Origin of the sequence: Agromyces fucosus (assembly GCF_004134865.1) — a bacterium.
Lineage (GTDB): Bacteria > Actinomycetota > Actinomycetes > Actinomycetales > Microbacteriaceae > Agromyces > Agromyces fucosus.
Genome location: NZ_SDPO01000004.1, coordinates 47,366 through 73,483 on the forward strand (window position 1 = coordinate 47,366; position 26,118 = coordinate 73,483).

Genomic DNA, 26,118 nt, shown 5'->3' on the forward strand with positions numbered 1-26,118 from the left:
ACTACCGGCCGCGCGGCTCCACGGAACGGCCCACGATCGTCTCGGCCGGCGTGGAACCGTCCCGGGTTCAGTCGCGCCCGGTGAGGCCCCAGGCGTCCTCGTCGGTGTCGCCCTCGACCTCGGGCAGGCCCTCGCTCATGCGCGCGACGGGGTCGTCGTAGCGGGCGTCGGGGGCGTCGTACGCCTCGGTGGGCGCGATGCCGCCTCCGAGCGGACCGGTCTGCGTCGGACCGGGCGTCGGCGCCGCGGCCGCAGCCGGCGGCCTGACCGCCGGAGCGGCCGGCTCCTCGCCGCGGAGACGTGCGAGCACGCCCGGCAGCTGCTCGGCGGTCACGAGCACGTCGCGCGCCTTCGAGCCCTCGGACGGGCCGACGATCTCTCGCGACTCGAGCAGGTCCATGAGGCGCCCGGCCTTCGCGAAGCCCACGCGGAGCTTGCGCTGCAGCATCGACGTCGAACCGAACTGGGTCGAGACGACGAGTTCGGCGGCGGCGAGCAGCAGCTCGAGGTCGTCGCCGATGTCGGAGTCGATCTCTTTGCGGGGGGCGGATTCCGCGACATCCTGCCGGTATTCGGGACGAGCCTGCCGGGTGACGTGCTTCACGACCCGCTCGATCTCGTCTTCGCTGACCCACGCGCCCTGCACGCGGAGCGGCTTCGAGGCGCCCATCGGCAGGAAGAGCGCGTCGCCCTGCCCGATGAGCTTGTCGGCGCCCGGCTGGTCGAGGATGACGCGCGAGTCGGTGACGCTCGTGACCGCGAACGCGAGTCGCGAGGGCACGTTGGCCTTGATGAGTCCCGTGACGACATCGACCGACGGCCGCTGCGTCGCGAGCACGAGGTGGATGCCGGAGGCCCGGGCGAGCTGCGTGATGCGCACGATCGAGTCCTCGACGTCGCGCGGGGCGACCATCATGAGGTCGGCGAGCTCGTCGACGACGACGAGCAGGTACGGGTAGGGCTTGAGCTTCCGCTCGGAGCCGGCGGGCAGCACGATCTCGCCGCCCACGACGGCCTTGTTGAAGTCGTCGATGTGGCGGAACCCGAACGACGCGAGGTCGTCGTACCGCATGTCCATCTCCTTCACGACCCATGAGAGCGCCTCGGCGGCCTTCTTCGGGTTCGTGATGATGGGCGTGATGAGGTGGGGCACGCCCGCGTACGGGGCGAGCTCGACGCGCTTCGGGTCGATGAGCACCATGCGCACGTCCGACGGCTTCGCCCGCATCAGGAGCGAGGTGATCATCGAGTTCACGAAGCTCGACTTGCCCGAGCCGGTGGAGCCGGCCACGAGCAGGTGCGGCATCTTCGCGAGGTTCGCGACGACGTAGCCGCCGCCGACGTCCTTTCCGACGCCGATCGTCATGGAGTGCGTCGCGTTCGCGGCGTTGCCCGATCGCAGCACGTCGCCGAGGGTCACGATCTCGCGGTCGGCGTTCGGGATCTCGATGCCGATCGCGCTCTTGCCCGGGATCGGCGACAGGATGCGCACCTCGTTCGAGGCGACGGCATAGGCGAGGTTCTTCGACAGTGCGGTGACGCGCTCGACCTTCACGCCCGGGCCGAGCTCGATCTCGTACTGCGTGACCGTCGGGCCGCGCGAGAAGCCCGTGACCTTCGCGTCGACGCCGAACTGCTCGAGCACGCCGGTGATCTGGCGCACGACGTCGTCGTTGGCCTGCGAGCGCTTCTTCGCGGGGGCGCCGGCGGCGAGCGTCGACGCTGCGGGCAGACTGTAGGGGCGATCGGGTTCGGATGCCGCTTCCGCATCGAATTCCGACGCCTCGGGTGCGCCGGAGCCCGGCGGGCCGGCGGCATCGCCCGCGTCGCCCGCGAGATCGAAGGCCGCGAGCACGTTCGTGGCCCCTGCATCGTCGCCCCGGAGCCCGGTGCCGCCGCGCGGCACGTCGCCCGTGAACTGCTGCAGCGCCGATTCGGCCCGCTCGAGGTCGCCGATCACCTCGGTGTTGTAGCTGGGCTGGCCGACGCCCTCGAGCGGCGTCTCGAAGCTCCCGGCCGCGGAACCCGCGCCGAACACCTCGGTGAGTCCCTCGACGCCGGCCGCCTCGAACGCGGGATCCTCTTCGCGATTGGAGTCGTTGCGGCGCCACCACGGCAGCATGCCGCCCTTCGGCTCCTCGTCGCCCTCGCCGAGGGCGTCGATGCCGTCGAGTTCGGTCTGCACCGACTTCTTGCGCTCGCGCTTCGTGGGCTTCGGGCCGACCTCGGTGACGGGCTCGTCGTGGGTCGCGCCGAAGAGCCATTCGTAGAGTTCACGGAACCGCGCAGGAATGCGGTTCGGCGGCGTCTTCGTGATGATGAGCAGCGACAGGAGCAGCAGCACGATCACGACGGCGGTCGCGCCGGCCTCGGTGATGAGCGCCGTGAGCGGCGCGGCGACCATCCAGCCGAGGATGCCTCCGGCCCGCGCGAGCACGGCCATGCCCTCGCGCGGCTCGGGCTGGCCGCCGAAGATGTTGCAGAGCGCCGAGACGGTCAGGAGCAGGAGGCCGAGCCCGATGCCGATGCGGGTGTTGTCGTGCACGGAACTCGGGTGCCGGAACAACCAGACGGCGAAGATCAGCATGACGACGGGCAGCGCGAAGGCCACCCGGCCGAAGAGGAGGCCGAAGGTCCACGAGTCGAGCGTCTGGGCGACGGGCTCGTTGATGAGGAACCACTCGACGACGGCGCCGACGATGGCGAGCACGACGATGAAGAACGGCAGGCCGTCGCGACGCTCCTCCTTCGAGAGCGTCTCAGGCCCGAGCGCGCGGGCGGCTCCGCCGGTCAGGTGCGCGAGACCCATCCATGCGCGCACGAAGAGGTTCGGCCCCTCGGGTGCGGCGGGCGCCTTCTTCGTCGCGGCGGCGCGCGTGCTCGCGGCCGGCAGCTTCTTCGTGGGCGCGGTTCGGGAACTCGAAGCACGCGAGGACGCGCCCGAGGCACGCCCGTTCGACCTGGTGCTCGTAGCCATGTCGACAAGGCTACGGCCGCCCGCCCGCACTGGGCGACAGCCCGGCGCGAGTGTTCGCGATCCGATGTGCGATTCGGCCCTCGAAATCAGCGGGAACGAGCGGCTGAGCTCAGGCCAGCGAACGCACCATGGTGTCCCGCCCGGCATCGGAGGCGACGACGGTGAAACCCTCCGACCGATAGAGGGAGACGGCGAAGTTGCCGTGCTCGACGCTCAGGGCGAGTCGGGCGAATCCCGCCGCACGCGCGGTCTCCGCCAGCGACTGCATCAGGGCGCGGCCGACGCCTTGCGCGCGCCACAGCGGCCGCACGCCGATGATCAGTTCGGGCACCCCGACCGCGACGAAGCCGTGGGCCGCCGCGTCGGCCGCGAAGAGCCGGTACCAGGCGGCACCGACCGGTCGGCCATCGCCGTCGAGGGCGACGACGCCGCGGTCGGCCGGGCGCTGCCATCCCGAGATGTAGCCGCGCGAGGCGGGGTCGGCGAGCACCGTCGGTCGCGGCCGGGTGCCGCCCGATCGCCAGTTCGCGGCCTCGACCACCATGTCGGCGAGGAACGAGCCGTCGTCGGGGGTGGCCGGGCGCACGGTGAATGCCGCCATGCCCGGATGCTACGGGCCGGGTGTTACGTCGGTGTTTCGTGTTGCGCGCCCCCGAGCTGCGACATCGGCGGCGCGACATCCGTGGCGCTCGTCGGCGGCGGCTCAGAACCGGATCGCGTCGATCACCTTCACCCGCACTGCGCCGAGGGCCGGCAGGAGCCCGGCGAGTGCGCCCACCGCGACGGCGGCGCCGATGCCGATCAGTGCCGCCTCGACCGGGAATCCGGGCATGTCCTGCACCTCGGCGCCGCCGAGGGCCATGCCCATGAGCGGGCTGCGCACGAGCGCGATCGCCGCACCGACACCGACGACGCCCGCGACGAACGTGCCGACGACGGTCTCCATGAGCACCGAGAAGAAGACGCGCCCGGCAGTGGCGCCGAACGACCTCCGGATGCCGATCTCGCGGATGCGTCCGCGCACGGTGACGAGCGCGATCGTGAGGAGCCCGAGCGCGCCGAGCAGCAGGATGACGACGGCGACGCCGACGATCATGAGCTTGATCGGCAGGAACGGGTCGCCCTCCTGAGCGGCGTAGTCACTGCGCCATCCGTCGACCGTGGCGCCGTCGCCGAGTTCCGACTCGAACGCACGTTTCACCGATTCGGTGAGCTCGTCGGCCGACCCGTCGGGGACCCACATCTCGTACGACGGCGCGTACGCGCCCATCATCGGATCGGCGGTCTCGGGCTGCAGCGGGAGGAACGAGTCGGTCAGGATGAATGCGGCGGGTTCGGTCTCCCACTCGCTCTGCGCGGGCGTGACGCCCGTGATGACGCCGGTGACCTGCCCGTTGCCGACCAGCTCGACCGTCGGGTGCGTCGCAAGCGAGGGGCTTCCGATGCGCTCCCAGAAGGCCTCGTTGACGATGAGCGCCGGCGCCAGGCGATCGCCGTCGCCGTCGGTGAACCAAGCACCCTCCATCACCCGCACGCGGTGCATCACCCCGTAGTCGGGGTCGACGACCTGCATCGCGACCGGCACCGCGCCGTCGACGAACTGCACCGTGAGAGTGCCGTAGCCGGACCGGCTCGCATAGTCGATGCCGTGCCGGTCGAGCGTGGTCTGCCACGCCGCGGCCACCGCCTCGTTGTCGGTCGCACCGCTGCCGGTGCCGACGTTCATCGAGACGGTCGCCGGCCGGCCGCCGAACCGCTCCGACATCTCCCGGCCCGCCTGCTCGGCGATGGCCCCGGCGCCCACCACCGTCGTGAGGGCGCAGACGGCGACGGCGACCCCGATGAGCGAGAGCAGCACCCGGCCGCGGTGGATGCGCAGTTCTTCGAGCGCCTCGACGATCGTGCTCACGACGCCCGTCGCCGTGCGGGTCAGCCAGCCGGTCATGCCACGGCCTCGACCTGGGCGTCGATATCGGCATCAGCATCAGCGACGTTCGCGTTGCCGTCGCTCTGCACGTCGCCTGCGGCATCCGCCGACTCGAGCCTGCCGTCGCGGAGCAGGAAGTGGCGGTTCGATCGCGCCGCGATCGTCGGATCGTGCGTGATCGTCACGAGCGCGGCGCCGGTCTCGGCGGCGACGGCCTCGATGAGCGCCATGACCTCGGCGCCCGTCTCGAGGTCGAGCGCGCCGGTCGGTTCGTCCGCGAGGATGAGTCGTGGCTTGCGCACGAGCGCGCGGGCGATCGCCACGCGCTGCTGCTCTCCGCCCGACAATCGCTCGGGCTTCGTCGTGAGCCGCTCCCCCAGCCCGACGCGCTCGAGCATGTCGCGCGCGATGCGCTCGCGCCGCCAGAACTCGCGGCCGCCCGAGTAGAGCAGCGGCGTCTGCACGTTCTCGAGCGCGGTGCGGCCCGGGAGCAGGTTGAACTGCTGGAAGACGAAGCCCACCTCGCTGCCGCGCAGGCGGTCGCGAGCACCGCTCCCGATGCGGCGCACATCGTGGCCGAGGAAGGCGAGCTCGCCCTCGGTCGGCGCATCGAGCAGGCCGAGGAGGTTCAGGAGCGTCGACTTGCCCGAACCCGAGCGGCCGACGATCGAGACCCGATCGCCCTCGGAGACGGTGAGGTCGACCCCCGACAGGATCGTGAGCGGCCGCCCGTCGGGCAGCTCGACGGTGCGGCCGACGCCGCGTGCCTCGACGAGCGTCATTTCGTGAGCGTCCCGCACATCATCATGCCGTCGGGCGACTGCACGCAGCCCTCCTGGCCGGCCTCGCCCGGGGCGCCCGGCACGAACTGGAGCACCTGGTCGCCCTCGGCGACGCCCTCGACGACCTCGACCTGCGTGCCGTCGCTCAGCCCGAGTTTCACCGGCTGCTCGACGCGCTCGCCGTCAGGGGTCACGAGCCAGACGACACCCGTCTCCGCCCCGCCCTCGACCGCGGTGATCGGCACGACGAGCACGTCGGCGGCACTGCCCGCCGAGATCTTCACCTGGGCGGAGAGCCCCGGGAAGACGCGGACGTCACCAGGCACGATGCAGCGAACCGTCGTGCCACCGGATGCCTCCGCGCCCGCACCCGCCGCACCGGCGCCCGCTCCGCCCGCGCCGCCACCGGCCCCGGTGCCGGACAACGGCGTCGAGATCACGAGGCCACCGCACGTGAACGGGGCGGGCCCGCCCGCGATCGTCACGAGGGCCTCGGTCGGCGCGCTCGTCAGCCGGTACTGCTGCTCGGGGCTGAGGGTCGCTGTGACGTTGAAGCTCGGCGGCGCCACCTGCCCGGTCACGTCTCCCGTCGCGACGGGCTGTCCAGTGATGACATCGAGCGACGAGAGCACGCCTGCCGTGGGGGCGAGCACCTTCTCGAAGTGGAACGAGGGCTTCGGCGCCGTCATCGTCGGCATGCCGTCGGGCCCGACCGTCTCGGTCGGTTCCACCTCGTCGGTCACCTTGATGTCGTAGAGCTTCTGCCCGGCGGCGACCTGCTGTCCGGCAGCGGCGAACACCTCGTCGACGGCCCCGGTGCCGGTCGCCTTCACGGGCGCCGCGGCATCCGCGTTGACCGTGCCGGTCAGCACGACGTCGTTGGCGATCGAACCGCGCGCGACCGGAACCTGCGGCTCGGACACGCTCCCCGTCGGCGACAGCGTCTCGGCGTCGGCCTCGGCGCGATCGGGGAAGAACGCGAGTTTCGCGAGTGCGATCGCGATCACCGCCACCAGCACGATTCGAATCGTCGGGAAGATCCACTTGCGCCAGACGCCCACGGCACTCCTTCATCGGGTCGCCCGGGCGTAGGGGCCGCCGGGCATCTCACCCACCCTATGGAGTCGGCGACGGCGGCGGAATCCTTCTCAGGGAGGATTCGGGGTCATCCCCGACACCCGGCGTCCGCACGCGCAGAAACGGCGAACGGCCCGTCCGAGGACGGGCCGTTCGTAGCGTGCAGAGCGCGGGCTACGCCTCGATGACGAGCGGCACGAGCATCGGGCGACGACGCAGCCGGCGGTTGACCCAGCCGCCGAGCACACGGCGCACGATCTGCGACAGCGCGTGCGAGTCGCGCACGCCGTTGCGAGCCGCCTCGGCGAGGGCGTCGATGATCTTCGGCTTGACGTCGTCGAACACCGAGTCGTCTTCGGCGAATCCGCGCGCGTGGATCTCGGGACCGGTGATGACACGGCCCGTCGAGGCGTCGACCACGACGATGACCGAGATGAAGCCCTCTTCAGCGAGGATGCGGCGGTCCTTCAGATCGGCGTCGGTGATCTCGCCGACCGTCGAGCCGTCGACGTAGACGAAGCCGAGGTCGAGCTGGCCGACCGGGCTGAGTACGCCGCCGCGCAGATCGTAGACGGTGCCGTTCTCGCCGATGAAGGTGTTCTTCTCGGGGATGCCGGTGTCCTGTGCGAGCTTCGCGTTCGCGAAGAGGTGCCGGTACTCGCCGTGGATCGGCAGCACGTTCTTCGGCTTCAGGATGTTGTAGCAGTAGAGCAGCTCGCCGGCGGCCGCGTGGCCCGACACGTGCACCTTCGCGTTCGCCTTGTGCACGACGTTCGCGCCGAGCTTCGTGAGGCCGTCGATGACGCGGTAGACCGCGTTCTCGTTGCCCGGGATGAGGCTCGACGCGAGGATCACCGTGTCGCCCTCGCCGATCTCGATCTGGTGGTCGCGGTTGGCCATGCGCGAGAGCACGGCCATCGGCTCGCCCTGCGAACCGGTCGACATGTAGACGATCTCGTCGTCGGGAACGTTGCCGGCCTTCTTGTAGTCGATGAGCACGCCCTCGGGCACCTTCAGGTAGCCGAGGTCGGCGGCGATCGTCATGTTGCGCACCATGCTGCGGCCGAGGAGCGCCACGCGACGGTGGTTCGCCCACGCGGCGTCGAGCACCTGCTGCACGCGGTGCACGTGGCTCGAGAAGCTGGCCACGATGACCCGGCGCGGGGCGCGGTTGATGACCTCGTCGAGCACGGGACCGATCGATCGCTCGAGCGGCGTGAAGCCCGGGACATCCGCGTTCGTGGAGTCGACCATGAAGACGTCGACGCCCTCTTCGCCGAGGCGCGCGAACTCGCGCAGGTCGGTGAGGCGGCCGTCGAGCGGCAGCTGGTCCATCTTGAAGTCGCCGGTCGCGAGCACGGTGCCCGCGTCGGTCTTGATCGCCACGGCCAGCGCGTCGGGGATCGAGTGGTTGACGGCGATGAACTCGAGGCGGAACGGGCCGATCGTCTCGCGCCCGCCCTCTTTCACCGTGAGCGTGTAGGGCTTGATGCGGTGCTCTTTGAGCTTCGCCTCGATGAGCGCGAGCGTCAGCTGCGAACCGATCAGGGGGATGTCGCCGCGGAGCTTCAGGAGGTACGGCACCGCGCCGATGTGGTCCTCGTGGCCGTGCGTGAGCACGACGCCGACGATGTCGTCGAGGCGGGACTTCAGGAAGCCGAAGTCGGGCAGGATCAGGTCGACGCCCGGCTGGTGCTCTTCGGGGAACAGCACGCCGCAGTCGACGATGAGGATCTTGCCGTCGATCTCGTAGCTGGTCATGTTGCGGCCGACCTCCCCCAGGCCGCCGATGGGGATGATGCGGAGCGTTCCGGCCTCGAGCGGGGCGGGATCGATGACGACGTCGGGCATGTGCCCTCCTTCTGTTGCGGTGTTCAGTTCGGTGCCGGCCCTGTGACCGGCGGATGTCTCGGGGCGGATGTCGATGCGGGCAGGTGCCCGCTGCAGCATCCGCTCGTTCAGCGGGTGGTTCCCGCGACCTTCGGCAGCGCGCCGCCGGCAGCGGCGTTGCGGTCGGGGCGGAAGTTGTGGAAGTCGACACCCGGGATGCCCTGCACGTGGTCGATCTCGTCCTCGATGAGGGCGGCCTCCCACTCTTCGGGGCCGACGAGCGGCAGGCGCACGCGCGGGCTCGAGATGCGGCCGAGGCCGTGCAGGATGTACTTCGCCGCGACCGTGCCGGGCACGTGGGTCATCGTGGCGCGCACGAGCGGCTCGAGCTGCTGGTGGGCGGCCGTCGCCGTGGCGAGGTCGCCGCGGTTCACGGCGTCGACGATCGTGCGGTACGGCGCCGGCGCGATGTTCGCGGTGACGCCGATGAGGCCCGTCGCGCCGATCGCGAGGTGCGGCAGCACGTTGGCGTCGTCGCCGGAGAAGTACATGAGGTCGGTCTGGTTCAGCACCCGGCTCACCTCGGAGAAGTCGCCCTTGGCGTCTTTCACGGCGAGGATGTTCGGGTGCTTGGCGAGGCGCAGGATCGTCTCGTACTTGATGGGCACACCGGTGCGACCAGGGATGTCGTAGAGAATGACGGGCAGGTCGGTGGCGTCGGCGACCATGCGGAAGTGCGTCAGGATGCCGGCCTGCGTGGGCTTGTTGTAGTACGGCGTGACGATCATGATGCCGTCGGCGCCGATGCGCTCGGAGTGCTTGTAGAGCTCGATCGCGTGGGCGGTCTCGTTCGAGCCGCCGCCCGTGATGATCTTCGCGCGGCCCGCGGCGACATCCTTGCCGACCTCGACGAGGCGGATCTTCTCGGGGTCGGTGAGCGTGCTCGTCTCGCCGGTGGTGCCCGTGACGACGATGCCGTCGGCGCCGCCCTCGATGAGGTGATCGATGTGCTTCTCGACCCCGGGCCAATCCACTTCGCCGTCCGCCGTCATCGGCGTGACGAGCGCGACGAGCACTTGTCCGAAGGGATTCTCTGAAGTCACGCCCTCCAGCGTATCGGGTCGGCCCCGCGGCGCGGGCCGCGCTGCGGGTCGGCGGATGCACCCGGCACTGCTCGCCTCCCCTGCTCGCCTCCCAGCCGCTGAGTCACAGGAGCAGCCAAGCGACACGCCGACGTGCATCGGCGCGCCATGCGTTTCATCCTGCGACTCAGCGAGAACGACGACGACGGCTTCGATCGAGCGCCGCAAGGATCGCCGCCTCGACGAGCGGCCAATCGTGCACCACCATTGCGTAGTCGAAGCGCAGCGCCTCGAGGCCGTATGTCGACGCGACGGCGTCGCGCACGAGGTCCTTGTGCCGTGAGGATGCCAGGTCGGCGTGGCCCACGATGCCGTCGACCTCGAGCACGATCAGACCCGCGAGCACGAAGTCGACACGGCCTGCCCCGGGTATCTCGACCTGCGAAACGAGCGAGATGCCGAGCGCCCGCAGCCTCAACCGGAGCACTGATTCGAGCCCGCTGCCCGCGTCCCATCGCGCGAAGCCGACCAGCCACCGGTGCATGCGCGGAAGCCGCCCACCGAGTTCGTGGAGCGAGCGATGGTTGAGAAGCCGCTTGCTCATCGCAGATTCGAGCGCAACGAAGAAGTCCTCGATGCCGAAACATTGCAGCACTTGGGCGAGCGACTCCACCAGCGGGGCGAAGCCGCCTACCGCCGGGCCTCCCGTCCAATGGGTGACGCATCGACAGTCGACGTGCCGGCGGGCATTGCCCGTGCGCGGCATGGACACGTGCACGCGTACGTCGTTCCGGTCGAGCACCCACAGCCCAGCGGCCCGGATACGACTGAGGCATCCCAGCCGGCCCCCGTGTGCGACAGCCGCGATCACGTCGTGCGGTGCGTCGGCCGCCCCGTACACACCCTCCCGGATGCGAATGATCTCTCCGCCGAGCACGGCCATTTTCAGGGAGTGCTCATCGATGCCGATCGCGGCGAGCTCGGCTGTCCGGGCCACGCCGCCGAGATCGGTGCACCGTCGGCGCACCTCGACCGGATGGAATTGCATACGCCGATGGTGCGGGATCGGCCGCCGGGCGGACGCTGCGATCACCGGGTTTCTGGAGCATCGACGCTGAAGCGACCTTGTCGAGGATGAGTCGGCTGCCAACGCCCGCGCCGAGTCACAGGATCAGAAACGCGACTCGCCGCGGCCTGTCGGCGCGTCGGCCGTATCGTCCTGAGACTCAGCGAGGTGGGCCGGTCGGGAGCGCGTCGGCACGGGTCTGCAGCGAGCGATCAGGGGCGGGCGTAGCGGCGGAAGCGGTAGCCGACGCCCGTGCGGGAGACGTGGGTCGCAGGGCCGTCGGCCTCGACGAGCCGCCAGCTCATGTCGATCGACGGGGCGTAGGCGTCGCCGGGGATGTCGAGGTCGAGCTCGGTGACCTCGAGACGGTCGGCCCGGTCGATGAGCCGGGCGAAGAGCTCGCCGCCGCCGATGCCCCAGACCCATTCGGGGTCGGATGCCGCGGCAAGCGCCAGCCCGTCGTCGATCGAGCCCGCGCGCGTCGCGCCCTCGGCCGCCCACTCCTCGTTGCGGGTGACGACGATGTTCGCGCGCCCCGGCAGCGGGCGGAAGCGCTCGGGCAGCGAGTCCCAGGTCTTGCGGCCCATCACGACGGGGCTGCCGAGCGTGATCGCCTTGAAGTGTGCGAGGTCTTCGGGCACGTGCCACGGCATCACGCCGCCGGCACCGATCACGCCGCGATACGCCTCGGCCCAGATCAGGCCGAGCTTCGGCGCGGCCGGGGTCGAGGCGCCCGTGGCTTCAGCAGTGGTCGAGGCATCCGTGGCCCAGGAGGCCGTGGCCGCCGAGGCATCCGCTTCGCTCATACCGCGACGGCCGCGCGGATCGGCGGGTGGTGCTGGTAACCCTCGACGACGAAGTCCTCGTACTCGTAGTCGAAGATCGAGTCGGGCGTGCGGGCGAGGCGCAGCGTCGGCGGCGCGAACGGCTCGCGCTCGAGCTGCGTACGCACCTGCTCGACGTGGTTGTCGTAGATGTGGCAGTCGCCGCCGGTCCAGACGAAGTCGCCGACCTCGAGCCCGGTCTGCGCCGCGATCATGTGGGTCAGCAGCGCGTACGAGGCGATGTTGAACGGCACCCCGAGGAAGAGGTCGGCGCTGCGCTGGTAGAGCTGGCACGAGAGCTTGCCGTCGGCCACGTAGAACTGGAAGAGCGCGTGACACGGCGCGAGCGCCATCGACGGGATGTCGGCCGGGTTCCACGCCGACACGATGAGCCGGCGCGAGTCGGGGTTGGTGCGGATCTGCTCGATGACGTCGGAGATCTGGTCGATCTGCTCGCCGGACGGCGTCGGCCACGAGCGCCACTGCACGCCGTAGACGGGGCCGAGCTCACCCTCGGAATCGGCCCATTCGTCCCAGATCGTCACGCCGTGCTCGCGCAGCCAGCCGACGTTCGACGAGCCCTGCAGGAACCACAGCAGCTCGTACGCGATCGATTTGAAGTGCACGCGCTTCGTGGTGACGAGCGGGAAGCCCTCGGAGAGGTCGAACCGCAGCTGGCGGCCGAACACGCTGCGCGTGCCGGTGCCCGTGCGATCGGTCTTGACGGCGCCGTGCTCGAGCACGTCGCGCAGCAGGTCTTCGTACGGAGTTGAGATCGTCTCGGCCATCTCCACAAGGCTAACCCTCACCTGCGACACTTCGGCGAAGGCGAGCGGATGCCGCGGGCATCCCCGTCATCGTCGGTCACACTCCGCACGGGGCGTCGCGGCCTGCGTACGCTCGACCGCATGGACTGGCTCCCGGCACTCGCGACCGGCGCAGCGCTGCTCGCGGCGGCGACCGCGCTCGGCCTCGTCTGGCGCTCTCGTCAGGGTGTCGCCCGCAGCGTCTCCGGCGACGTGGTGCGGCCGGCCGATCTCGGCGTCGCTGCATTCGGCGAACGGGCCACGCTCGTGCAGTTCTCGACCGAGTTCTGCGCCCGCTGCCCGGCGACCGGGCGCCTGCTCACCGAGCTCGCGGGCGAGCACGACGGCGCGGCGCACGTCGAGGTCGACCTCACGCATCGCCCAGACCTCGCCGGCCGCTTCCGCGTGACCGAGACACCGACGACGCTGCTGCTCGACGCCGACGGCGCGGTGCGCGCCCGCATCGCCGGACTCCCCCGTGCCGGCGCCGTGCGCGAACGACTCGACGACCTCTTGAGGAGCCCCCATGTCATCTCCAGCTGATCCTTCGGCATCGAGCGCCGACCGCGCATCGGCGGGCATCGACCCCCGCGGCCCGCGCTTCGGCGCCGCCATCACCGCGGCGTTGCTCCTCATCACCGTCGTGCTCGCCGTCGCCGGCGCGGATGCCGCGGCCTTCTGGCTGCTCGTCGCGATCACGGCGCTCTTCGCCTGGGGCGCGTTCGCGGGTATCCGGCGGCACCCGTACGGCCTCGTCTTCGCGAGGCTCGTGCGACCGCGACTCGCGCCGCCGGCCGAGCTCGAGGACCCGCGCCCGCCGACCTTCGCACAGGGCATCGGGTTCGCCGTCGGCCTCGCCGGGGTGCTGCTCTCGCTCCTCGGCCTCGAGTACGCGGTGCCGATCGCCGCGGCGATCGCCTTCTTCGCCGCGTTCCTGAACGCGGCCTTCGACTTCTGCCTCGGCTGCCAGATCTACCTGCTGCTCGCACGCGCCCGGATCGTCCCCGGGGTCTGACCTGCGGCGTCCCTCGCCGATAGGCTGGGAGCCCGGCTCGACGAGGAGGAAACATGGCAGTCACGAGTGAAGCGACCACCGTCTGGAAGGGCACGCTCTTCGAGGGATCGGGCGATGTCGCCCTCGACTCCTCGGGTCTCGCGTCCTTCCCCGTCAACTGGAAGGCCCGCGCCGAGGGCGCCGAAGGCACCACGAACCCCGAAGAGCTGCTCGCCGCAGCTCACTCCTCGTGCTTCTCGATGGCACTGTCGCTGGGCCTCGCCCAGGCCGGCACGCCGGCCGAGAGCATCCAGACCACCGCGGCCGTCACCTTCGAGGCCGGCAAGGGCGTGCTCGGCAGCCACCTGCTCGTGAGCGCCCGCGTGCCGGGGCTCAGCGAAGAGCAGTTCGAGGCCCTCGCCGAGGACGCCAAGAAGAACTGCCCGATCTCGCAGGCGCTCGCCGGGATTCCGATCACGATCGAAGCCGAACTCGCCTGATCCATGCGGGTACTCGTCGCCGGTGCATCCGGATTCATCGGCACCGCACTGGTCACCGCTCTGACCGAAGACGGGCACGAGGTCGTGCGTCTGGTGCGGCGGCGCGCCCATGGCGCCGATGAGGCGGCGTGGTCGCCGGCGGCGGGCATCATCGACTTCACCGTGATGGATCGCGTGGACGCGGTCGTGAACCTCTCGGGCGCCTCGCTCGCCCGCCTGCCGTGGTCGAAGTCGTACCGCGGCGAGATCCTCGAGTCGCGCATCACGGCGACCCGCACGCTCGCCGACGCGATGCGCAAGGCGCGGCAACCGCCGACGGTCTTCCTCAGCGCCTCGGCGGTCGGCTACTACGGCGACCGCCCCGGCGAACTGCTCACCGAGTACTCGAGCGCCGGCACGGGCTTCCTCGCCGAGGTCGTCGGCCGCTGGGAGGCGGCGGCAGGGCTCGCCCCCGAAGAGACCCGCACGGTCGTCTTCCGCAGCGGCATGGTGGTCGGGCACGGCGGGGCCATGAAGCGCGTCGGCGCCCTCACCCGCCTCGGCGTCTCGGCGCGGCTCGGCACCGGCGGCCAGCACTGGCCGTGGGTAGCGCTCGACGACGAGGTCGGCGCCATCGTGCACCTGCTCGGTTCGTCGCTGTCGGGCCCGGTGAACCTCGCCGGTCCGACACCGGCGACGGCCGATCGCGTGATGTCGGCGATGGCCGAGCGGATGCATCGGCCGCACGCCCTCGGCGTGCCGGAGCGCGTGCTCGAGGTCGCCCTCGGCCGTGCCGCCGACGAGCTGCTGCTCTCGAGCCAGAAGGTGCGCCCGCAGCGTCTCATCGACGACGGCTACCGGTTCCGGCACGCCACCGTCGAGTCGGCGATCGACGCGATGCTCGCGGCGCCGCGCACGTCGACGCGTTAGGCCGGTTCGGGTCTCAGCGAGCGTCGCGCGACAGTGCGATGGCGCGCCGCACGGCCTGCCGCGCGTTGCGACGATCGCCGGCGGCGTCGTACGCGAGTCCGAGCCGCATAGAGGCCTGCCACGACTCGGGTGCCGCATCGGCCGCGGTGCGGAACCCGTCGAGCGCACCACGGGCAGCCGCGCGTTCGGGGCGCCCACTCGGCAGGAGCGGCAGTTCGAGGTCGAGCCCGCCCTCGGCATCGAGTCGCTTCACGAGCTCGTGCGAGCGGGTGCCGAAGTCGATCTCGCGCCAGAGCGCCCAGAGGCCGATGAGCGGCAGCACGACGAGCGCGACGCCCATCGCGATCGCGACCGGCTCCCCCGTCGACATGAACTGCACGGCGCGCCATCCGACGAGCGCGAGGTAGAGCACGAGGAGCGCGGCCATGATGAGCGCGCCGAGCTTCGTGGTCATCGAACGGTGCCGGGCAGTCCGAGGTCGAGCAGCGCGTCGAGGCCGACGGTGACACCGGATGCCTCGGGGGCGCTGCGGAGCGCGAGCAGGATGCCGGCCTCGTACGAGCTCGGCGAGAGCGTGGAGTGGGTGATCGTGAGGGTCTCGCCGTCGCCGCCGAAGACGACGCGCTGCTCGGCCGCGACGCCGGCGAGGCGCAGGCTGTGCACGGGCACCCCGCTCACGAGCTGGCCGCGGGCGCGCTGGTCGGCGTGCGGAGCGGCGACCGGTCCGCGTGCCGCACCGATAAGCTCCGCCGTGCGTACGGCCGTGCCCGAGGGCGAGTCGACCTTGCCGGCGTGGTGGGCTTCGACGATCTCGATCGAGTCGAAGAACGGCGCAGCGAGCTTCGCGAAGGCGGTGCCGAGCACGCTGCCGATCGAGAAGTTGGGGATGAAGAGGACGGCTCCGGCGTCGGCATGACCGCGCACGAACGCGGAGATCTCGGAGATTCGCTCGCTCGACCACCCGGAGGTGCCCACGACGATCGGGATGCCGGCACCTGCCGCGAACTCGACGATCTCGGCGCTCGCGCCCGGGTGCGTGACGTCGAACGCCACGTCGGCGCCGAGCATGAGGTCGAGGCTCGACTTCGAATCGAGCGCGGCGTGCAGTTCGAGGTCTTCGGCCTCCTCGATCAGTCGAAGCGCCAGCTGCCCCATCTTGCCGGTGGCTCCCGCCACGGCGACCCGTATCGTCACGGCTTCACCCTAGCAAGCGGGAGCCGGGCGACAGCCTCGCCGAAAGGCGTCGGCCACGAGGCATCCGCCGTATTCGCAAATAGTGTGGAGGCATGCTGCGCTACCGAGACGCCTCCGTGACCGACGCCGACGCGCACGCCCTGCTCGCCGACTACTTCGCCGAGCGTGCCGTAGGGTTCCCCGCCGCGCAGGGCGAGTACCGGCCGACCTGGCCGGCCGCGGAGCAGTTCACGCCGCCCGCAGGTGTCTTCCTGATCGTCGTCGACGAGTCGGGAACCGCGGTCGGATGCGGCGGGGTGCGACGCATCCAGCGCCGGCCCGAGACGTTCGAGGTGCGCTTCGAGGTCAAGCACCTCTGGCTCGCGCCCGCTGCCCGTGGCGGCGGCGAAGGGCGGCGACTCCTCGCCGAGCTCGAACGCCGGGCGATCGAGTACGGCGCGCAGGAAATCGTGCTCGACACGAACGCGAGCCTCGAGGCCGCCGGCGGTCTGTACCGCTCGAGCGGGTACGTCGAGATCGAGCCCTACAACGCCAACCCCAACGCGACGAACTGGTACGGCAAGCGCGTCGGCTGACGCGAGAGCGCGACGCGCGCGTGCCCGTGCGCGATCGCTCAGATCGCGTAGGGCTCCGCGAGGCCGGTGCGCAGCTCGGGCGGCAGGTGCGCGATGTCGTTGTGGGCGACGAGGCTCCAGGGGCGGCCCGGCCGCTGCGTGAGCACCGTGAGGCCGCAGTTCGCCTGGTTGATCGAGACCCATCGCCAGGCGGGTGCGCCGAGGACCTCGCGCACGAACCATCCGATGACGAAGTTGTGGGTGATGAGCAGCTCGTGCCGGTCTTCGCGGTGCGAGCGGAGGAACTCGGAGGCCGCGTCCTCCATCTGCGCGCTGCCGGCCTCGATCTCGGCCTCGGTCACCGAGCCGAAGAAGGCATCGTAGGCCTTCGGCGTCTCGGGCGCAGGGCCCGTCGGGATGCAGTCGAAGAGCAGCGGCGAGGGCTCGAGGCTCAGTGCCGGCATCTTCGCCGCGATGATCTGCGCCGTCTCGGTCGCCCGCTGCAGCGGCGAATGCCAGGCGTTGTCGAACGGCACACCGCCGAGACGCTCGGCGAGGAGTTCGGCCTGACGACGACCCCTCGGCGAGAGCGGACCGTCGGGCAGGCCGTGCTCGGCGTCGAGCTGCTCGCCGTGACGGACGAGGTAGAGGTGATGGGCCACAGGTATCGGTTCCTCTGATGGAGGGCGGGAGTCGCGGTCAGGCGACGTCGGAGTGCGGGGCGACCGCGGCGGTCGCTCCGGTGAAGGCGGTCTCGTCGATCGCGCCGACGGCGACGAGCGAGAACGGGCGCGCGACGAGGTCGCCGGCCAGTCGCTGCACGTCGTCGGCGGTGACGAGTGAGATGCGACGGAGGGCCTCATCGAGGTCGACGAACTCGCCGAGGGTCAGTTCGGCGCGGCCGAGCCGCGACATCCGGGTGTCGGAGTCTTCGAGTGCCAGCGCGGAGGCGCCGGCGAGCTGGCCGGAGGCTCGACGGAGCTCTTCGGCCGTCACGCCGTGCTTGGCGAGCCGCTCGAGCTCGTCGCGCATGAGTGCGGCGACCGTGCCGGCCTTCGCCGGGGCGCACCCCGCGTACATGCCGAAGAGACCCGCGTCGGAGTAGCCCGGAGCGAATGAGTACACCGAGTAGGCGAGCCCGCGGCGCTCTCGCACCTGCTGGAAGAGGCGTGACGACATGCCCGAGCCGAAGATCGCGTTCAGCACGCTCATGGTCGGGCGCCGCTCGTCGGTCGCCACGAGGCCGGGAACGCCAAGGAGCAGGTTCACCTGTTCGTTCGGGCGGGCGACGACCGAGATCTCGGCTCCTGGAGCGAGCACCGCGGGCTCGATCGAGCGACGTTCGACCGGCTGCCCCGCGGCTCGCGGATCCCACCCGGCTGCCGCGAGCGCCCGCTCGAGTTCGGTCAGCAGCAGGTCGTGGTCGACCGCTCCGGCCACCGTGACGACGAGGTCTTGCGGGCGGTAGTTCGCACGGTAGTGCTCCCACACGGCGTCGCGCGTGGCGCTGCGGATCGTCTCGGGGTTGCCGCCGATCGGCCGGCCGAGCGGATGGGCGCCGAGCACCGCCTCGAAGAAGCGCTCGTTGGCGACGTCACCCGGGTCGTCGCCCGCCATCGAGAGCTCTTCGAGGATGACCCCGCGCTCGCTCTCGAATTCGGTCGGGTCGAGCAGCGACGAGGTGAACATGTCGGCGAGCACCTCGACCGCCATGGGCAGGTCTCGGTCTTGCACCTTGGCGTAGTAGCAGGTGTACTCCTTCGCCGTCATCGCGTTGTGCTCGCCGCCGACGGCGTCGAAGGAGATCGCGATGTCGAGCGCGGACCGCGTGGCCGTGCCCTTGAAGAGGAGGTGCTCGAGGAAGTGCGTCGATCCGTACGTGGCGGGGTGCGCGGCATCCGCTCGCTGCTCGTCGCGCGAACCGACCGCGACCCAGAAGCCGATGGTCGCGCTGCGACTGCCGGGCACCTGTTCGCTGAGCACTCGGACCCCCGATGGGAGCACGCTGCGCCGAACTCGCGCGTCGCCTGCTGCGGTGAAGGAGAGCTCGGCCTGGCCGAGTGGGAGGTCGACAGCGCCGTTCATCTCGATCAGCCTATGCCACCCGCGTCGGGCGCGCTCGGGGGGCGAACGCCCGGGCGCGCCGAGGCGTGCGCACCGCGCCGCTCAGGCGGAAGCGCGGTCGAGTTCGACGATCTCCGAGCGCTGCAGTTCGACGGATGCCGCGGCCATGAGCGCATCGACCTGGTCGGGCCTCGACGCACTGACGACCGGCGCGACGACCGTGGGCTTGGCCAGCAGCCAGGAGAGCGCGATCGTTGCCGGCTGCACGCCGTGGGCGAAGGCGATCTCGTCGACCGCCGCGAGCACGCGGTGGCCGCGTCGACCGAGGTATCGCGCCTGCCGTTCGCCCCTCGCGTCATGCCGCACGTCGGCGCGTCGTCGCACCTGCCCGCCGAGGAATCCACTGGCGAGACCGAAGTACGGCAGCACGGCGAGCCCCTGCGCATGGGCGACGAGCTCGGGGGCGCCTTCGAACGGGAGACGCTCCATCAGGTTGTACTTCGTCGTGAGCGCCTGGAACCGCGGCAGTCCGTTGGCCGCGAGCACGCGGGCCTCGATGAGACGGTCGGGCGTGAAGTCGGCGGCACCGATCGAGCCGACCTTGCCGGCCGTGATCAGGGCGTCGACCGCGCCGAGGCTCTCTTCGAGCGGCACCTCGCCGTCGTCGCCGTGGAAGTAGAGGAGGTCGATGCGTTCGATGCCGAGGCGCAGCAGCGAGTCGTCGACGGCCGCCGAGATCTCGGCGGGCGAGAGTCCTCGATGATCGGGGTGGTGGCCGATCTTCGTGGCCACGGCCATGCGGTCGCGAGTGCCGCGCGAGTCCATCCACTTGCCGATGATCGATTCGCTGCGACCGGCGGCGTAGCTGTCGGCGGTGTCGACGAGCGAACCGCCGAGGCCGGCGAAACGGTCGAGCACGTCGAACGCCTGCTCGGTGCTCAGGGTCCAGCCGAAGGTGCTGGCGCCGAGCGCGAGCGGGTGCACCTCGATGCCGGAGTCGCCGATCGAGACCCGCTTGGGCACGATGATGGGGCCGGAGAGCGGGTTCGACGCGATGACGTCGACGTGGAGCCCGTCGAAGAGGTCGGCGGCCGTGGCCGGCTCGTCGCGCGCGGGCGACTCGGCGAGCGCGAGCGCTGCCCCCGCACCGCTCGCTTCGTTCGCCCGATAGACGTGTCGTCGTGCCACGTTCCCCTCCTCCCCAGGATTGACTCTGAGAATACGTCTCGATCGACGTTCGAAGGGTGCGATCCGTGGAACGGCGGGTGAACCGTTATCGAATCGTTTCGCTCAGTCTCGGGCCCGACGAGTGAGCGATCGGGCCTGACGGAGCACCGGCTCGTCGACCATCCCGCCCCGGAACGCGAACACGCCGCCCTGCTCGGCAGCGGCGTCGAGCACCGCTCTCGCCCATTCCAACCGGGTGGCATCGGGTCGGTACGCCTCGCGCACGACCTCGACCTGACCCGGGTGAATGCACGCGGTTGCCGCGAATCCGACGGCGACGGCGTCTTCGGCTTCGGCGCGGAGCCCGTCGAGATCGCCGATCTCGAGGTGCACGGTGTCGATCGCGGCGACGTCGTGCGCTGCCGCCGCGAGGCACACCTGGGACCTGGCATGCCTCGCGACGTCGCGGTATCGACCGTCGTCGAAACGGCTCGACGAACCGCCGAGCGAGGCGACGAGGTCTTCGGCGCCCCACATGAGTGCCGACACGTTCGGGAGCGCCGCGATCTCGTTCGCCGCGAGCACCCCGCGCGCGGTCTCGCAGAGCGCGATGACCTCGTACTCGGCGAGGTCGACGAGGTCGGCGGTGCCCTCGCACTTGGCGAGCATGACCGTGCGGTAGCCGGTCTGGGCGAGGGCGGCGAGGTCGTCGGCGAACTCCGGGCTCGATGCCGGATTCACGCGAACGATCACGCGTTCGGGGTCGAGCGGCGTGCTGAGGAGCGCGAGTCGCGCCGCGTGCTTCGCGTCGGCCGCGACGGCGTCTTCGAGGTCGAGGATCACGGCGTCGGCGCGATCGAGGGCCTTCGCGAAGCGATCGGGCCGGTCGGCCGGGCAGAAGAGCAGGGCCGGGCCGAAGCGGAAGGGCGGGTGCGTCATCCGCTCACCTCTGCATTCTTCCCACCGTTCGCATCCTCGGCGCCGGTCGTCGAACCGGTCGCGGGCATGCGCTCCCCCGCTTCGCGGAGCCAGACGAGCATCGTGCGCGAGGCGGTCGCCACGACCTCGCCGTGCTGGTTGCGAGCGGTGTGCGCGAGCACCACGACGCCCTGACCGGGGCGGGAGGCCGACTCGCGCTTCGACTCGACGACGCTCTCGCCGTAGAGGGTGTCGCCGACGAAGACGGGGTGCGGGAACGCGACGGCACCGAACCCGAGGTTCGCGACGAGCGTGCCCTGCGTGAGCTGGCCGACCGACTGGCCGACGAGCGTGGAGAGCGTGAAGAGCGAGTTGACGAGACGCTGGCCGAACGGCTGCTCGGCCGACCACGCCGCGTCGAGGTGCAACGGCTGCGGATTCATCGTGAGCGTCGTGAACAGCACGTTGTCGGCCTCGGTGACCGTGCGGCCGGGGCGGTGCAGGTAGCGCACGCCCTCCTCGAACTCCTCGAACCAGAGCCCGCGCTGCACGACGTCGCGGAGCGGCGCCCGTTCTGCCGAAGCATCCGTCATCGTCTGTTCCCCCTTAGCCGATGCCCAGCTCGCGTGCGATGACCATGAGCTGCACCTCGTTCGTGCCCTCGCCGATCTCGAGGATCTTGGAGTCACGGTAGTGCCTCGCCACGAGGGACTCGTTCATGAACCCCATGCCGCCGAAGATCTGCGTGGCATCGCGCGAGTTCAGCATGGCGGCGTCGCTCGAGACGAGCTTGGCCATCGCCGCCTCCTTCTTGAACGGCATGCCCGCGTCGACACGCCGGGCGGCATCGTGCCAGGCGAGCCGCGAGGTGTACACGCGGGCCTGCATCTGGGCGATCGTGAACGCGATGTACTGGTGCGACGCGATCGGCACGCCGAAGACGTTGCGGGTCTTCGCGTAGGCGAGCGCCTCGTCGAGGCAGCCCTGCGCGACGCCGGTCGCGAGCGCGGCGATCGCGATGCGTCCCTCGTCGAGCGTGCGGAGGAAGTTCGCGAAACCGCGGCCGCGCTCGCCGAGCAGGTTCGCGGCGGGCACCCGCACGTCCTCGAAGGTGAGCGGATGCGTGTCGGACGCACGCCAGCCCGACTTGTCGTAGCCCGGGTCGACGGTGAAGCCGGGCGTGCCGTTCGGAACGATGATCGTCGAGAGCTCCTTGGACACCGAACCGTCGGGGCGCGTGCGCTCGCCCGTCACCGCGGTGACCGTGACGAACTTCGTGATGGGCGTGCCCGAGTTCGTGATGAACTGCTTCGAGCCGTTGACGACCCATTCGTCTCCGTCGAGCACTGCGGTCGTGCGCGTTGCGCCGGCGTCGGACCCGGCCTCGGACTCGGTGAGGCCGAACCCGGCGAGCGCGCGGCCCGCGACGAGGTCGGGCAGGAGCTCGGCCTTCTGCTCGTCGGTGCCGTGGCGGAAGACCGGCATGGCACCGAGGCCGACCGCGGCCTCGAGGGTGATGGCGATCGACTGGTCGACGCGGGCGAGCGCCTCGATCGCGAGGCAGAGCGCCATGTAGTCGCCGCCCTGGCCGCCGACCTCTTCGGGGAACGGCAGGCCGAAGAGCCCGAGGTCGCCCATCTGCGCGACGACGTCCATCGAGAGCGTGTGGGTGCGATCGGCCTCGTACGACTGCGGGGCGACGACGGTGTCGGCGAACTCGCAGACCATGTCGTACAGCTGCTGTTCCTCGGCGGTCAACTCGGTGCTCACGGTGGTGCTCCTCATTCCTGGTGGGACGGAGTCGGGTGCGCGCCTTCGTGGGGCGCGTTCGACGGTACGGTCACGGGCTCGGATGCCTCGTGCGATGTGTTCGACCTGACGGTCTCGGATGCCTCGGGCTGCGCGGTCGACGAGACGGTCTCGGATGCCTCGGGCTGCGGTTCGACGCGGGCGACGGACTGGTCTCGCGAGACCTGCTCCCCCACCGCGACCGCGAGTCGCACGATGCCGCCGACCGATGCCGTGACGCGGTGCTCCATCTTCATCGCCTCGATGGCCACGACGGCGTCGCCCGGTGCCACGGTGTCGCCATCGGCGACGAGCACGGCCGTGACGGTGCCGGGCATCGGCGCGCGCAGCTCGGGGTCGGCGAGGCCGCCCCGTTCGATCATGGCGAGGCGCGCATCGAGTGCGGCTCGACGACCTGTGGCGGGCACTCGCCAGATGCCCGAGGCGGTGTGCAGCCAGACCGCGCCGTCGGCTGCGGCCGCGATGACGTCGGGTGCTGTGTCATCACTAGAGGGGTCGGCGGCCCCGAGGGCGACAGCGTCGCTCGAGCCGGCGAGGCGCCACCCCCGTGACGTCTGCCACGCATGGGCACCGGCCGCACGTGCGGCGTCGATCGCCTCGGTGGCGCGGAACCGCGCGGCCGCGGCGAGCACCTCGAGCGGCGCGGCATCCGACTCGGGGTCCGGCATGCGGTCGATGAGACCAGTGTCGAGGTCGCCGCGCTGCACGGCGGGGTCGGCGAGGAGCCGGCGGAGGAATCCGAGGTTCGTCTCGACGCCGAGCACGACGGTGTCGGTGAGCGCCGCATCGAGGCGAGCGATCGCCTCGCCGCGGTCGGCGCCGTAGGCGATGACCTTCGCGAGCATCGGGTCGTAGTCGGCCGTGATCTCCTGCCCCGAGCGGATGCCCCCGTCGACGCGCACCCCTGCACCGCTCGGCTCCCGCCACACGAGGAGTTCGCCGATCGACGGGAGGAATCCGCGCTCGGGACTCTCGGCGTAGAGGCGCGCCTCGATCGCATGACCGGTGAGCTCGATGTCCGCCTGGCGGAGCGTGAGCGGTTGACCGGCCGCGACGCGGAGCTGCTGCTCGACGAGGTCGACCCCCGTCACGAGCTCCGTGACGGGATGCTCGACCTGGAGCCGGGTGTTCATCTCGATGAAGAAGAACTCGTCGGGCGCGGCATCCGACACCAGGAACTCGACGGTGCCCGCCCCTCGGTAGTCGACGCTGCGGGCGGCGTCGCACGCAGCCGTGCCGATGCGCGCGCGGGTCTCGGCGTCGAGGAGCGGTGACGGTGCCTCTTCGATGACCTTCTGGTGACGGCGCTGCAGCGAGCACTCGCGCTCGCCGAGGTGGATGACCGCGCCGAAGTCGTCGGCGAGCACCTGCACCTCGATGTGGCGGGGGCTCTCGATGAGCCGCTCGAGCAGCAGCGTGCCGTCGCCGAATGCGGCGAGTGCGACGCGCCGGGCCGCGGGGATGGCGGCGGCGAGCTCCCGGGCGTCACGGGCGATCTGCATACCCTTGCCGCCTCCGCCGGCGCTCGGCTTGACGAGCAGGGGGAAGCCCACGGCCTCGCCTGCCGCGGCGAGCGCGGCGTCGTCGAGCGAAGGATCGGAGACGCCGGGTACGGTCGGCACCCCGGATGCCTCGACGTGGCGCTTGGCACGGATCTTGTCGCCCATGACGTCGAGGGCCTCGACCCCGGGGCCGACGAAGACGATGCCGGCGTCACGGCACGCCTCGGCGAAGCCCGCGTGCTCGGAGAGGAACCCGTAGCCGGGATGGATGGCCTCGGCGCCCGTCTCACGCGCCGCCGCGATGATGCGGGCAGGGTCGAGGTAGCTCTCGGCGGCAGCGGCGGGACCGATGCGCACGGACTCGTCGGCGAGGCGCACGTGCGGCGCGTCGGCGTCGGCGTCGGAGAAGACGGCGATCGAGCGGATGCCGAGGCGCCGAAGCGTGCGGATCACCCGCACGGCGATCTCGCCGCGGTTGGCGACGAGCACCCGGTCGAACGGACGAGTCGACCGTGCCTCATCGACGGCGTCGACCGTGCCCATTCGCGCCTCCCTGCGCTCGAGGTGCGCGAACTCAGTTAACGCGCACTAACTGGAGTCGATGTTAGCGGGCATTAACTCAAATCACAAGCACGAGCACGGGCGCAAGCACGAGGGCGAACCGTCACCCCGAACGCGGTGCGAGTGCCGCGGCGATGCGGTCGACGCCGAACTCGAACGCCCGGTCGACGTCACCGCCCAGGCGGAAGGCCCCCGAGAGCTCCATGCTGACGAAGCCCGTGATCCACGCCGTGAGCGTGCGGGCGGCGTCGAGCGCATGATCGGGGCCGGCGAGCCGGCTCGCGACGGCGAGCAACGGTGCACTCGCCTCGCGGAGCGTCTCGACCTCGAGGCCCGACTCCTCGCCGGGCGAGAAGACGAGACGATACGACGCCGGCTGCTCGTGCGCGAACCTGCGCACCACGCGGGCGAGGCGGGCGACCTCGGCAGCCTCGGCACCGCTGCTGGCCGAGGCATCCGTGCTCGCCGAAGCATCCGTCGCACCCGTCGCCTCGCGACTGCGGACGCCACCGGCGACCGGAACCGTCTCGGCGTCGAGGCGCCGCCCGAGCTCTGCGACCGCGGATGCGGCGATCAGGCGCACGAGGTCGCTGCGGTTGCGCACCCGCTTGTAGAGCGACGGGGCGCGCACCCCGACGCGCTCGGCGACGGCCTGCATCGTGAGCCCGCCGAGCCCCTCGGCCTCGAGGATGTCTCGCCCGGCGGCGACGATGGCGTCGAGCGAGGTTCGTTCGGGTGTCGGCATCGGCGGGTTCCTTTCGACCATTCGACTCTAGGCTATTGCGCTTAGCCTTGATAGCTATGTAGCATAGCCATCAAGCTACCCACTCACGACAAGCGAGGCATCTGATGAAGCTCGGCCCCTCCCTCCACCGCATCGGCTCCGACATCGTCGCCGTCTATCTCGTCGACACCCCCGAGGGCGTCACCGTGATCGACGCGGGACTCGCGGGCCAGTGGAAGGAGTTGACCGCCGAGCTCGCCTCGATGGGTCGCTCGCTCGCCGACATCCGCGGCGTGGTGCTCACCCACGGTGACTCCGACCACATCGGCTTCGCCGAGCGCCTGCGCCGCGAGCACGGCGTGCTGGCCTTCGTGCACACCGCCGACGCCGCACGCGCACGCGGCGAGGAGTCGACGAAGCCCGAGTGGGGCGGCATGAAACTCGGGGCGACGACGAAGTTCCTCTGGTACGCGCTCACCCGCAACGGCCTCCGAACGACCCCGCTCACCGAGGTCGTCACGGTGACCGACGGCGACGTGCTCGATCTGCCGGGCGCACCGCGGGTGATCAGCATGCCGGGTCACTCCCCCGGCAGCATCGCCGTTCACGTTCCGGTGGCCGACGCCGTCTTCGTGGGCGACGCGCTCACCACCCGCCACGTGCTCACGGGCGCCACCGGCCCGCAGCCCGCGCCCTTCACCGACGACCCGGCCGAGGCGCTCGCGTCGCTGCACCGACTCGAGGGGCTGGGGGTCAGCTGGGTGCTGCCCGGCCACGGCACCCCGTGGAACGGCGGGGTCGACGAGGCGATCCGCGAGGTCGAGGCGGCGGCGAAGAGCTGATCGGCCGGT

Annotated in this window: 27 protein-coding genes; 7 read left to right on the forward strand and 20 right to left on the reverse strand. The window is 70.9% G+C overall.

All coding sequences use genetic code 11. From position 1 onward, the window contains the following. Positions 1-67: 67 nt before the first annotated feature. The 8 genes from ESP57_RS15720 to ESP57_RS15755 form a co-directional block, all read right to left on the reverse strand. Entirely contained in the window at positions 68-2,977 is a 2,910-nt protein-coding gene (locus ESP57_RS15720; protein ID WP_129232220.1) for a DNA translocase FtsK, read from the reverse strand. A 109-nt stretch (positions 2,978-3,086) separates the two neighbouring features. After that, positions 3,087-3,578, reverse strand: coding sequence for a GNAT family N-acetyltransferase (locus ESP57_RS15725; RefSeq protein WP_056013585.1), 492 nt, complete (start codon positions 3,576-3,578; stop codon positions 3,087-3,089). Between the two features lie 102 nt (positions 3,579-3,680). Next, the gene (locus ESP57_RS15730) at positions 3,681-4,922 is read right to left on the reverse strand and encodes an ABC transporter permease (RefSeq protein ID WP_129232221.1); all 1,242 of its coding nucleotides are present in this window, start codon (positions 4,920-4,922) and stop codon (positions 3,681-3,683) included. After that, the gene (locus tag ESP57_RS15735; protein ID WP_129232222.1) at positions 4,919-5,686 is read right to left on the reverse strand and encodes an ABC transporter ATP-binding protein; all 768 of its coding nucleotides are present in this window, start codon (positions 5,684-5,686) and stop codon (positions 4,919-4,921) included. Before ESP57_RS15735 ends, ESP57_RS15730 begins: the two co-directional genes overlap by 4 nt. After that, complete coding sequence (locus ESP57_RS15740; RefSeq protein WP_129232223.1) at positions 5,683-6,747, reverse strand: permuted SH3 domain-containing protein; 1,065 nt, start codon at positions 6,745-6,747, stop codon at positions 5,683-5,685. The genes ESP57_RS15735 and ESP57_RS15740 overlap by 4 nt, the downstream gene beginning before the upstream one ends. Before the next feature lie 190 nt (positions 6,748-6,937). Further along, complete coding sequence (locus tag ESP57_RS15745; protein ID WP_056013597.1) at positions 6,938-8,614, reverse strand: ribonuclease J; 1,677 nt, start codon at positions 8,612-8,614, stop codon at positions 6,938-6,940. Between the two features lie 107 nt (positions 8,615-8,721). After that, on the reverse strand, positions 8,722-9,696 hold the full coding sequence (gene dapA / locus ESP57_RS15750; protein WP_129232224.1) for a 4-hydroxy-tetrahydrodipicolinate synthase: 975 nt from the start codon (positions 9,694-9,696) through the stop codon (positions 8,722-8,724). A gap of 166 nt (positions 9,697-9,862) precedes the next feature. Beyond that, the gene (locus tag ESP57_RS15755; RefSeq protein WP_165877500.1) at positions 9,863-10,279 is read right to left on the reverse strand and encodes an endonuclease domain-containing protein; all 417 of its coding nucleotides are present in this window, start codon (positions 10,277-10,279) and stop codon (positions 9,863-9,865) included. Between ESP57_RS15755 and ESP57_RS15760 the strand changes: the two genes are divergently transcribed. Next, on the forward strand, positions 10,256-10,813 hold the full coding sequence (locus tag ESP57_RS15760) for a hypothetical protein (RefSeq protein WP_129232226.1): 558 nt from the start codon (positions 10,256-10,258) through the stop codon (positions 10,811-10,813). The genes ESP57_RS15755 and ESP57_RS15760 overlap by 24 nt on opposite strands. Positions 10,814-10,953: 140 nt before the next feature. On the opposite strand, the gene ESP57_RS15765 is transcribed toward ESP57_RS15760, so the two are convergent. Further along, entirely contained in the window at positions 10,954-11,547 is a 594-nt protein-coding gene (locus ESP57_RS15765; protein WP_129232227.1) for a dihydrofolate reductase, read from the reverse strand. Further along, complete coding sequence (locus ESP57_RS15770) at positions 11,544-12,353, reverse strand: thymidylate synthase (RefSeq protein ID WP_129232228.1); 810 nt, start codon at positions 12,351-12,353, stop codon at positions 11,544-11,546. Before ESP57_RS15770 ends, ESP57_RS15765 begins: the two co-directional genes overlap by 4 nt. A 120-nt stretch (positions 12,354-12,473) precedes the next feature. Here ESP57_RS15770 and ESP57_RS15775 point away from each other — a divergent pair, with 120 nt between their 5' ends. From ESP57_RS15775 to ESP57_RS15790, 4 genes are read left to right on the forward strand one after another with little or no spacing between them, the layout of a single operon-like run. Then, the gene (locus tag ESP57_RS15775) at positions 12,474-12,914 is read left to right on the forward strand and encodes a TlpA family protein disulfide reductase (RefSeq protein ID WP_129232229.1); all 441 of its coding nucleotides are present in this window, start codon (positions 12,474-12,476) and stop codon (positions 12,912-12,914) included. After that, positions 12,898-13,386: a DUF4395 domain-containing protein gene (locus ESP57_RS15780; protein WP_129232230.1), complete on the forward strand. Its 489-nt coding sequence runs from the start codon at positions 12,898-12,900 to the stop codon at positions 13,384-13,386. Before ESP57_RS15775 ends, ESP57_RS15780 begins: the two co-directional genes overlap by 17 nt. 53 nt (positions 13,387-13,439) lie before the next feature. Further along, positions 13,440-13,865, forward strand: a complete 426-nt coding sequence (locus ESP57_RS15785; protein ID WP_056013621.1) for an OsmC family peroxiredoxin — start codon at positions 13,440-13,442, stop codon at positions 13,863-13,865. Positions 13,866-13,868: 3 nt separating this feature from the next. After that, positions 13,869-14,774, forward strand: coding sequence for a TIGR01777 family oxidoreductase (locus ESP57_RS15790; protein WP_129232231.1), 906 nt, complete (start codon positions 13,869-13,871; stop codon positions 14,772-14,774). A gap of 13 nt (positions 14,775-14,787) precedes the next feature. On the opposite strand, the gene ESP57_RS15795 is transcribed toward ESP57_RS15790, so the two are convergent. Both ESP57_RS15795 and dapB read right to left on the reverse strand, forming a co-directional pair. Then, the gene (locus tag ESP57_RS15795) at positions 14,788-15,228 is read right to left on the reverse strand and encodes a hypothetical protein (RefSeq protein WP_129232232.1); all 441 of its coding nucleotides are present in this window, start codon (positions 15,226-15,228) and stop codon (positions 14,788-14,790) included. Beyond that, positions 15,225-15,968, reverse strand: a complete 744-nt coding sequence (gene dapB, locus ESP57_RS15800; protein ID WP_129232233.1) for a 4-hydroxy-tetrahydrodipicolinate reductase — start codon at positions 15,966-15,968, stop codon at positions 15,225-15,227. Before dapB ends, ESP57_RS15795 begins: the two co-directional genes overlap by 4 nt. Before the next feature lie 92 nt (positions 15,969-16,060). Here dapB and ESP57_RS15805 point away from each other — a divergent pair, with 92 nt between their 5' ends. After that, positions 16,061-16,543 (forward strand): GNAT family N-acetyltransferase, encoded by a 483-nt coding sequence (locus ESP57_RS15805; RefSeq protein ID WP_129232234.1) that lies wholly within the window; start codon positions 16,061-16,063, stop codon positions 16,541-16,543. Positions 16,544-16,581: 38 nt separating this feature from the next. On the opposite strand, the gene ESP57_RS15810 is transcribed toward ESP57_RS15805, so the two are convergent. The 8 genes from ESP57_RS15810 to ESP57_RS15845 form a co-directional block, all read right to left on the reverse strand. Then, the gene (locus ESP57_RS15810; RefSeq protein WP_056013639.1) at positions 16,582-17,184 is read right to left on the reverse strand and encodes a histidine phosphatase family protein; all 603 of its coding nucleotides are present in this window, start codon (positions 17,182-17,184) and stop codon (positions 16,582-16,584) included. Positions 17,185-17,221: 37 nt separating this feature from the next. After that, positions 17,222-18,607, reverse strand: a complete 1,386-nt coding sequence (locus ESP57_RS15815; RefSeq protein WP_129232235.1) for a M16 family metallopeptidase — start codon at positions 18,605-18,607, stop codon at positions 17,222-17,224. Positions 18,608-18,688: 81 nt separating this feature from the next. After that, positions 18,689-19,774 carry an aldo/keto reductase gene (locus tag ESP57_RS15820; protein ID WP_243648560.1) on the reverse strand — a complete coding sequence of 362 codons (1,086 nt, stop codon included), beginning with the start codon at positions 19,772-19,774 and terminating at the stop codon, positions 18,689-18,691. Positions 19,775-19,876: 102 nt separating this feature from the next. After that, on the reverse strand, positions 19,877-20,692 hold the full coding sequence (locus ESP57_RS15825) for an HpcH/HpaI aldolase/citrate lyase family protein (RefSeq protein ID WP_129232236.1): 816 nt from the start codon (positions 20,690-20,692) through the stop codon (positions 19,877-19,879). Beyond that, positions 20,689-21,264: a MaoC family dehydratase gene (locus ESP57_RS15830; protein ID WP_115962590.1), complete on the reverse strand. Its 576-nt coding sequence runs from the start codon at positions 21,262-21,264 to the stop codon at positions 20,689-20,691. The genes ESP57_RS15825 and ESP57_RS15830 overlap by 4 nt, the downstream gene beginning before the upstream one ends. Positions 21,265-21,277: 13 nt before the next feature. After that, on the reverse strand, positions 21,278-22,456 hold the full coding sequence (locus tag ESP57_RS15835; RefSeq protein WP_129232237.1) for an acyl-CoA dehydrogenase family protein: 1,179 nt from the start codon (positions 22,454-22,456) through the stop codon (positions 21,278-21,280). Beyond that, entirely contained in the window at positions 22,453-24,525 is a 2,073-nt protein-coding gene (locus tag ESP57_RS15840) for an ATP-binding protein (protein WP_129232238.1), read from the reverse strand. Before ESP57_RS15840 ends, ESP57_RS15835 begins: the two co-directional genes overlap by 4 nt. 121 nt (positions 24,526-24,646) lie before the next feature. Next, entirely contained in the window at positions 24,647-25,288 is a 642-nt protein-coding gene (locus tag ESP57_RS15845; protein WP_129232239.1) for a TetR/AcrR family transcriptional regulator, read from the reverse strand. Positions 25,289-25,392: 104 nt separating this feature from the next. Between ESP57_RS15845 and ESP57_RS15850 the strand changes: the two genes are divergently transcribed. Next, positions 25,393-26,109, forward strand: coding sequence for an MBL fold metallo-hydrolase (locus ESP57_RS15850; protein ID WP_129232240.1), 717 nt, complete (start codon positions 25,393-25,395; stop codon positions 26,107-26,109). Positions 26,110-26,118: the final 9 nt, after the last annotated feature.

Bases quoted from the DNA above. Each gene is read 5' to 3' on its own strand.
- ESP57_RS15730 (WP_129232221.1), bottom strand. From the start codon at position 4,922: ATGACCGGCTGGCTGACCCGCACGGCGACGGGCGTCGTGAGCACGATC.
- ESP57_RS15825 (WP_129232236.1), bottom strand. From the start codon at position 20,692: ATGACGCACCCGCCCTTCCGCTTCGGCCCGGCCCTGCTCTTCTGCCCG.
- ESP57_RS15780 (WP_129232230.1), top strand. From the start codon at position 12,898: ATGTCATCTCCAGCTGATCCTTCGGCATCGAGCGCCGACCGCGCATCG.
- ESP57_RS15720 (WP_129232220.1), bottom strand. From the start codon at position 2,977: ATGGCTACGAGCACCAGGTCGAACGGGCGTGCCTCGGGCGCGTCCTCG.
- ESP57_RS15770 (WP_129232228.1), bottom strand. From the start codon at position 12,353: ATGGCCGAGACGATCTCAACTCCGTACGAAGACCTGCTGCGCGACGTG.
- ESP57_RS15815 (WP_129232235.1), bottom strand. From the start codon at position 18,607: ATGAACGGCGCTGTCGACCTCCCACTCGGCCAGGCCGAGCTCTCCTTC.
- ESP57_RS15805 (WP_129232234.1), top strand. From the start codon at position 16,061: ATGCTGCGCTACCGAGACGCCTCCGTGACCGACGCCGACGCGCACGCC.
- ESP57_RS15765 (WP_129232227.1), bottom strand. From the start codon at position 11,547: ATGAGCGAAGCGGATGCCTCGGCGGCCACGGCCTCCTGGGCCACGGAT.
- ESP57_RS15845 (WP_129232239.1), bottom strand. From the start codon at position 25,288: ATGCCGACACCCGAACGAACCTCGCTCGACGCCATCGTCGCCGCCGGG.
- ESP57_RS15760 (WP_129232226.1), top strand. From the start codon at position 10,256: ATGGTTGAGAAGCCGCTTGCTCATCGCAGATTCGAGCGCAACGAAGAA.
- ESP57_RS15830 (WP_115962590.1), bottom strand. From the start codon at position 21,264: ATGACGGATGCTTCGGCAGAACGGGCGCCGCTCCGCGACGTCGTGCAG.
- ESP57_RS15755 (WP_165877500.1), bottom strand. From the start codon at position 10,279: ATGAGCAAGCGGCTTCTCAACCATCGCTCGCTCCACGAACTCGGTGGG.
- ESP57_RS15795 (WP_129232232.1), bottom strand. From the start codon at position 15,228: ATGACCACGAAGCTCGGCGCGCTCATCATGGCCGCGCTCCTCGTGCTC.
- ESP57_RS15775 (WP_129232229.1), top strand. From the start codon at position 12,474: ATGGACTGGCTCCCGGCACTCGCGACCGGCGCAGCGCTGCTCGCGGCG.
- ESP57_RS15850 (WP_129232240.1), top strand. From the start codon at position 25,393: ATGAAGCTCGGCCCCTCCCTCCACCGCATCGGCTCCGACATCGTCGCC.
- ESP57_RS15785 (WP_056013621.1), top strand. From the start codon at position 13,440: ATGGCAGTCACGAGTGAAGCGACCACCGTCTGGAAGGGCACGCTCTTC.
- ESP57_RS15725 (WP_056013585.1), bottom strand. From the start codon at position 3,578: ATGGCGGCATTCACCGTGCGCCCGGCCACCCCCGACGACGGCTCGTTC.
- ESP57_RS15790 (WP_129232231.1), top strand. From the start codon at position 13,869: ATGCGGGTACTCGTCGCCGGTGCATCCGGATTCATCGGCACCGCACTG.
- ESP57_RS15840 (WP_129232238.1), bottom strand. From the start codon at position 24,525: ATGGGCACGGTCGACGCCGTCGATGAGGCACGGTCGACTCGTCCGTTC.
- ESP57_RS15835 (WP_129232237.1), bottom strand. From the start codon at position 22,456: ATGAGGAGCACCACCGTGAGCACCGAGTTGACCGCCGAGGAACAGCAG.
- ESP57_RS15735 (WP_129232222.1), bottom strand. From the start codon at position 5,686: ATGACGCTCGTCGAGGCACGCGGCGTCGGCCGCACCGTCGAGCTGCCC.
- ESP57_RS15745 (WP_056013597.1), bottom strand. From the start codon at position 8,614: ATGCCCGACGTCGTCATCGATCCCGCCCCGCTCGAGGCCGGAACGCTC.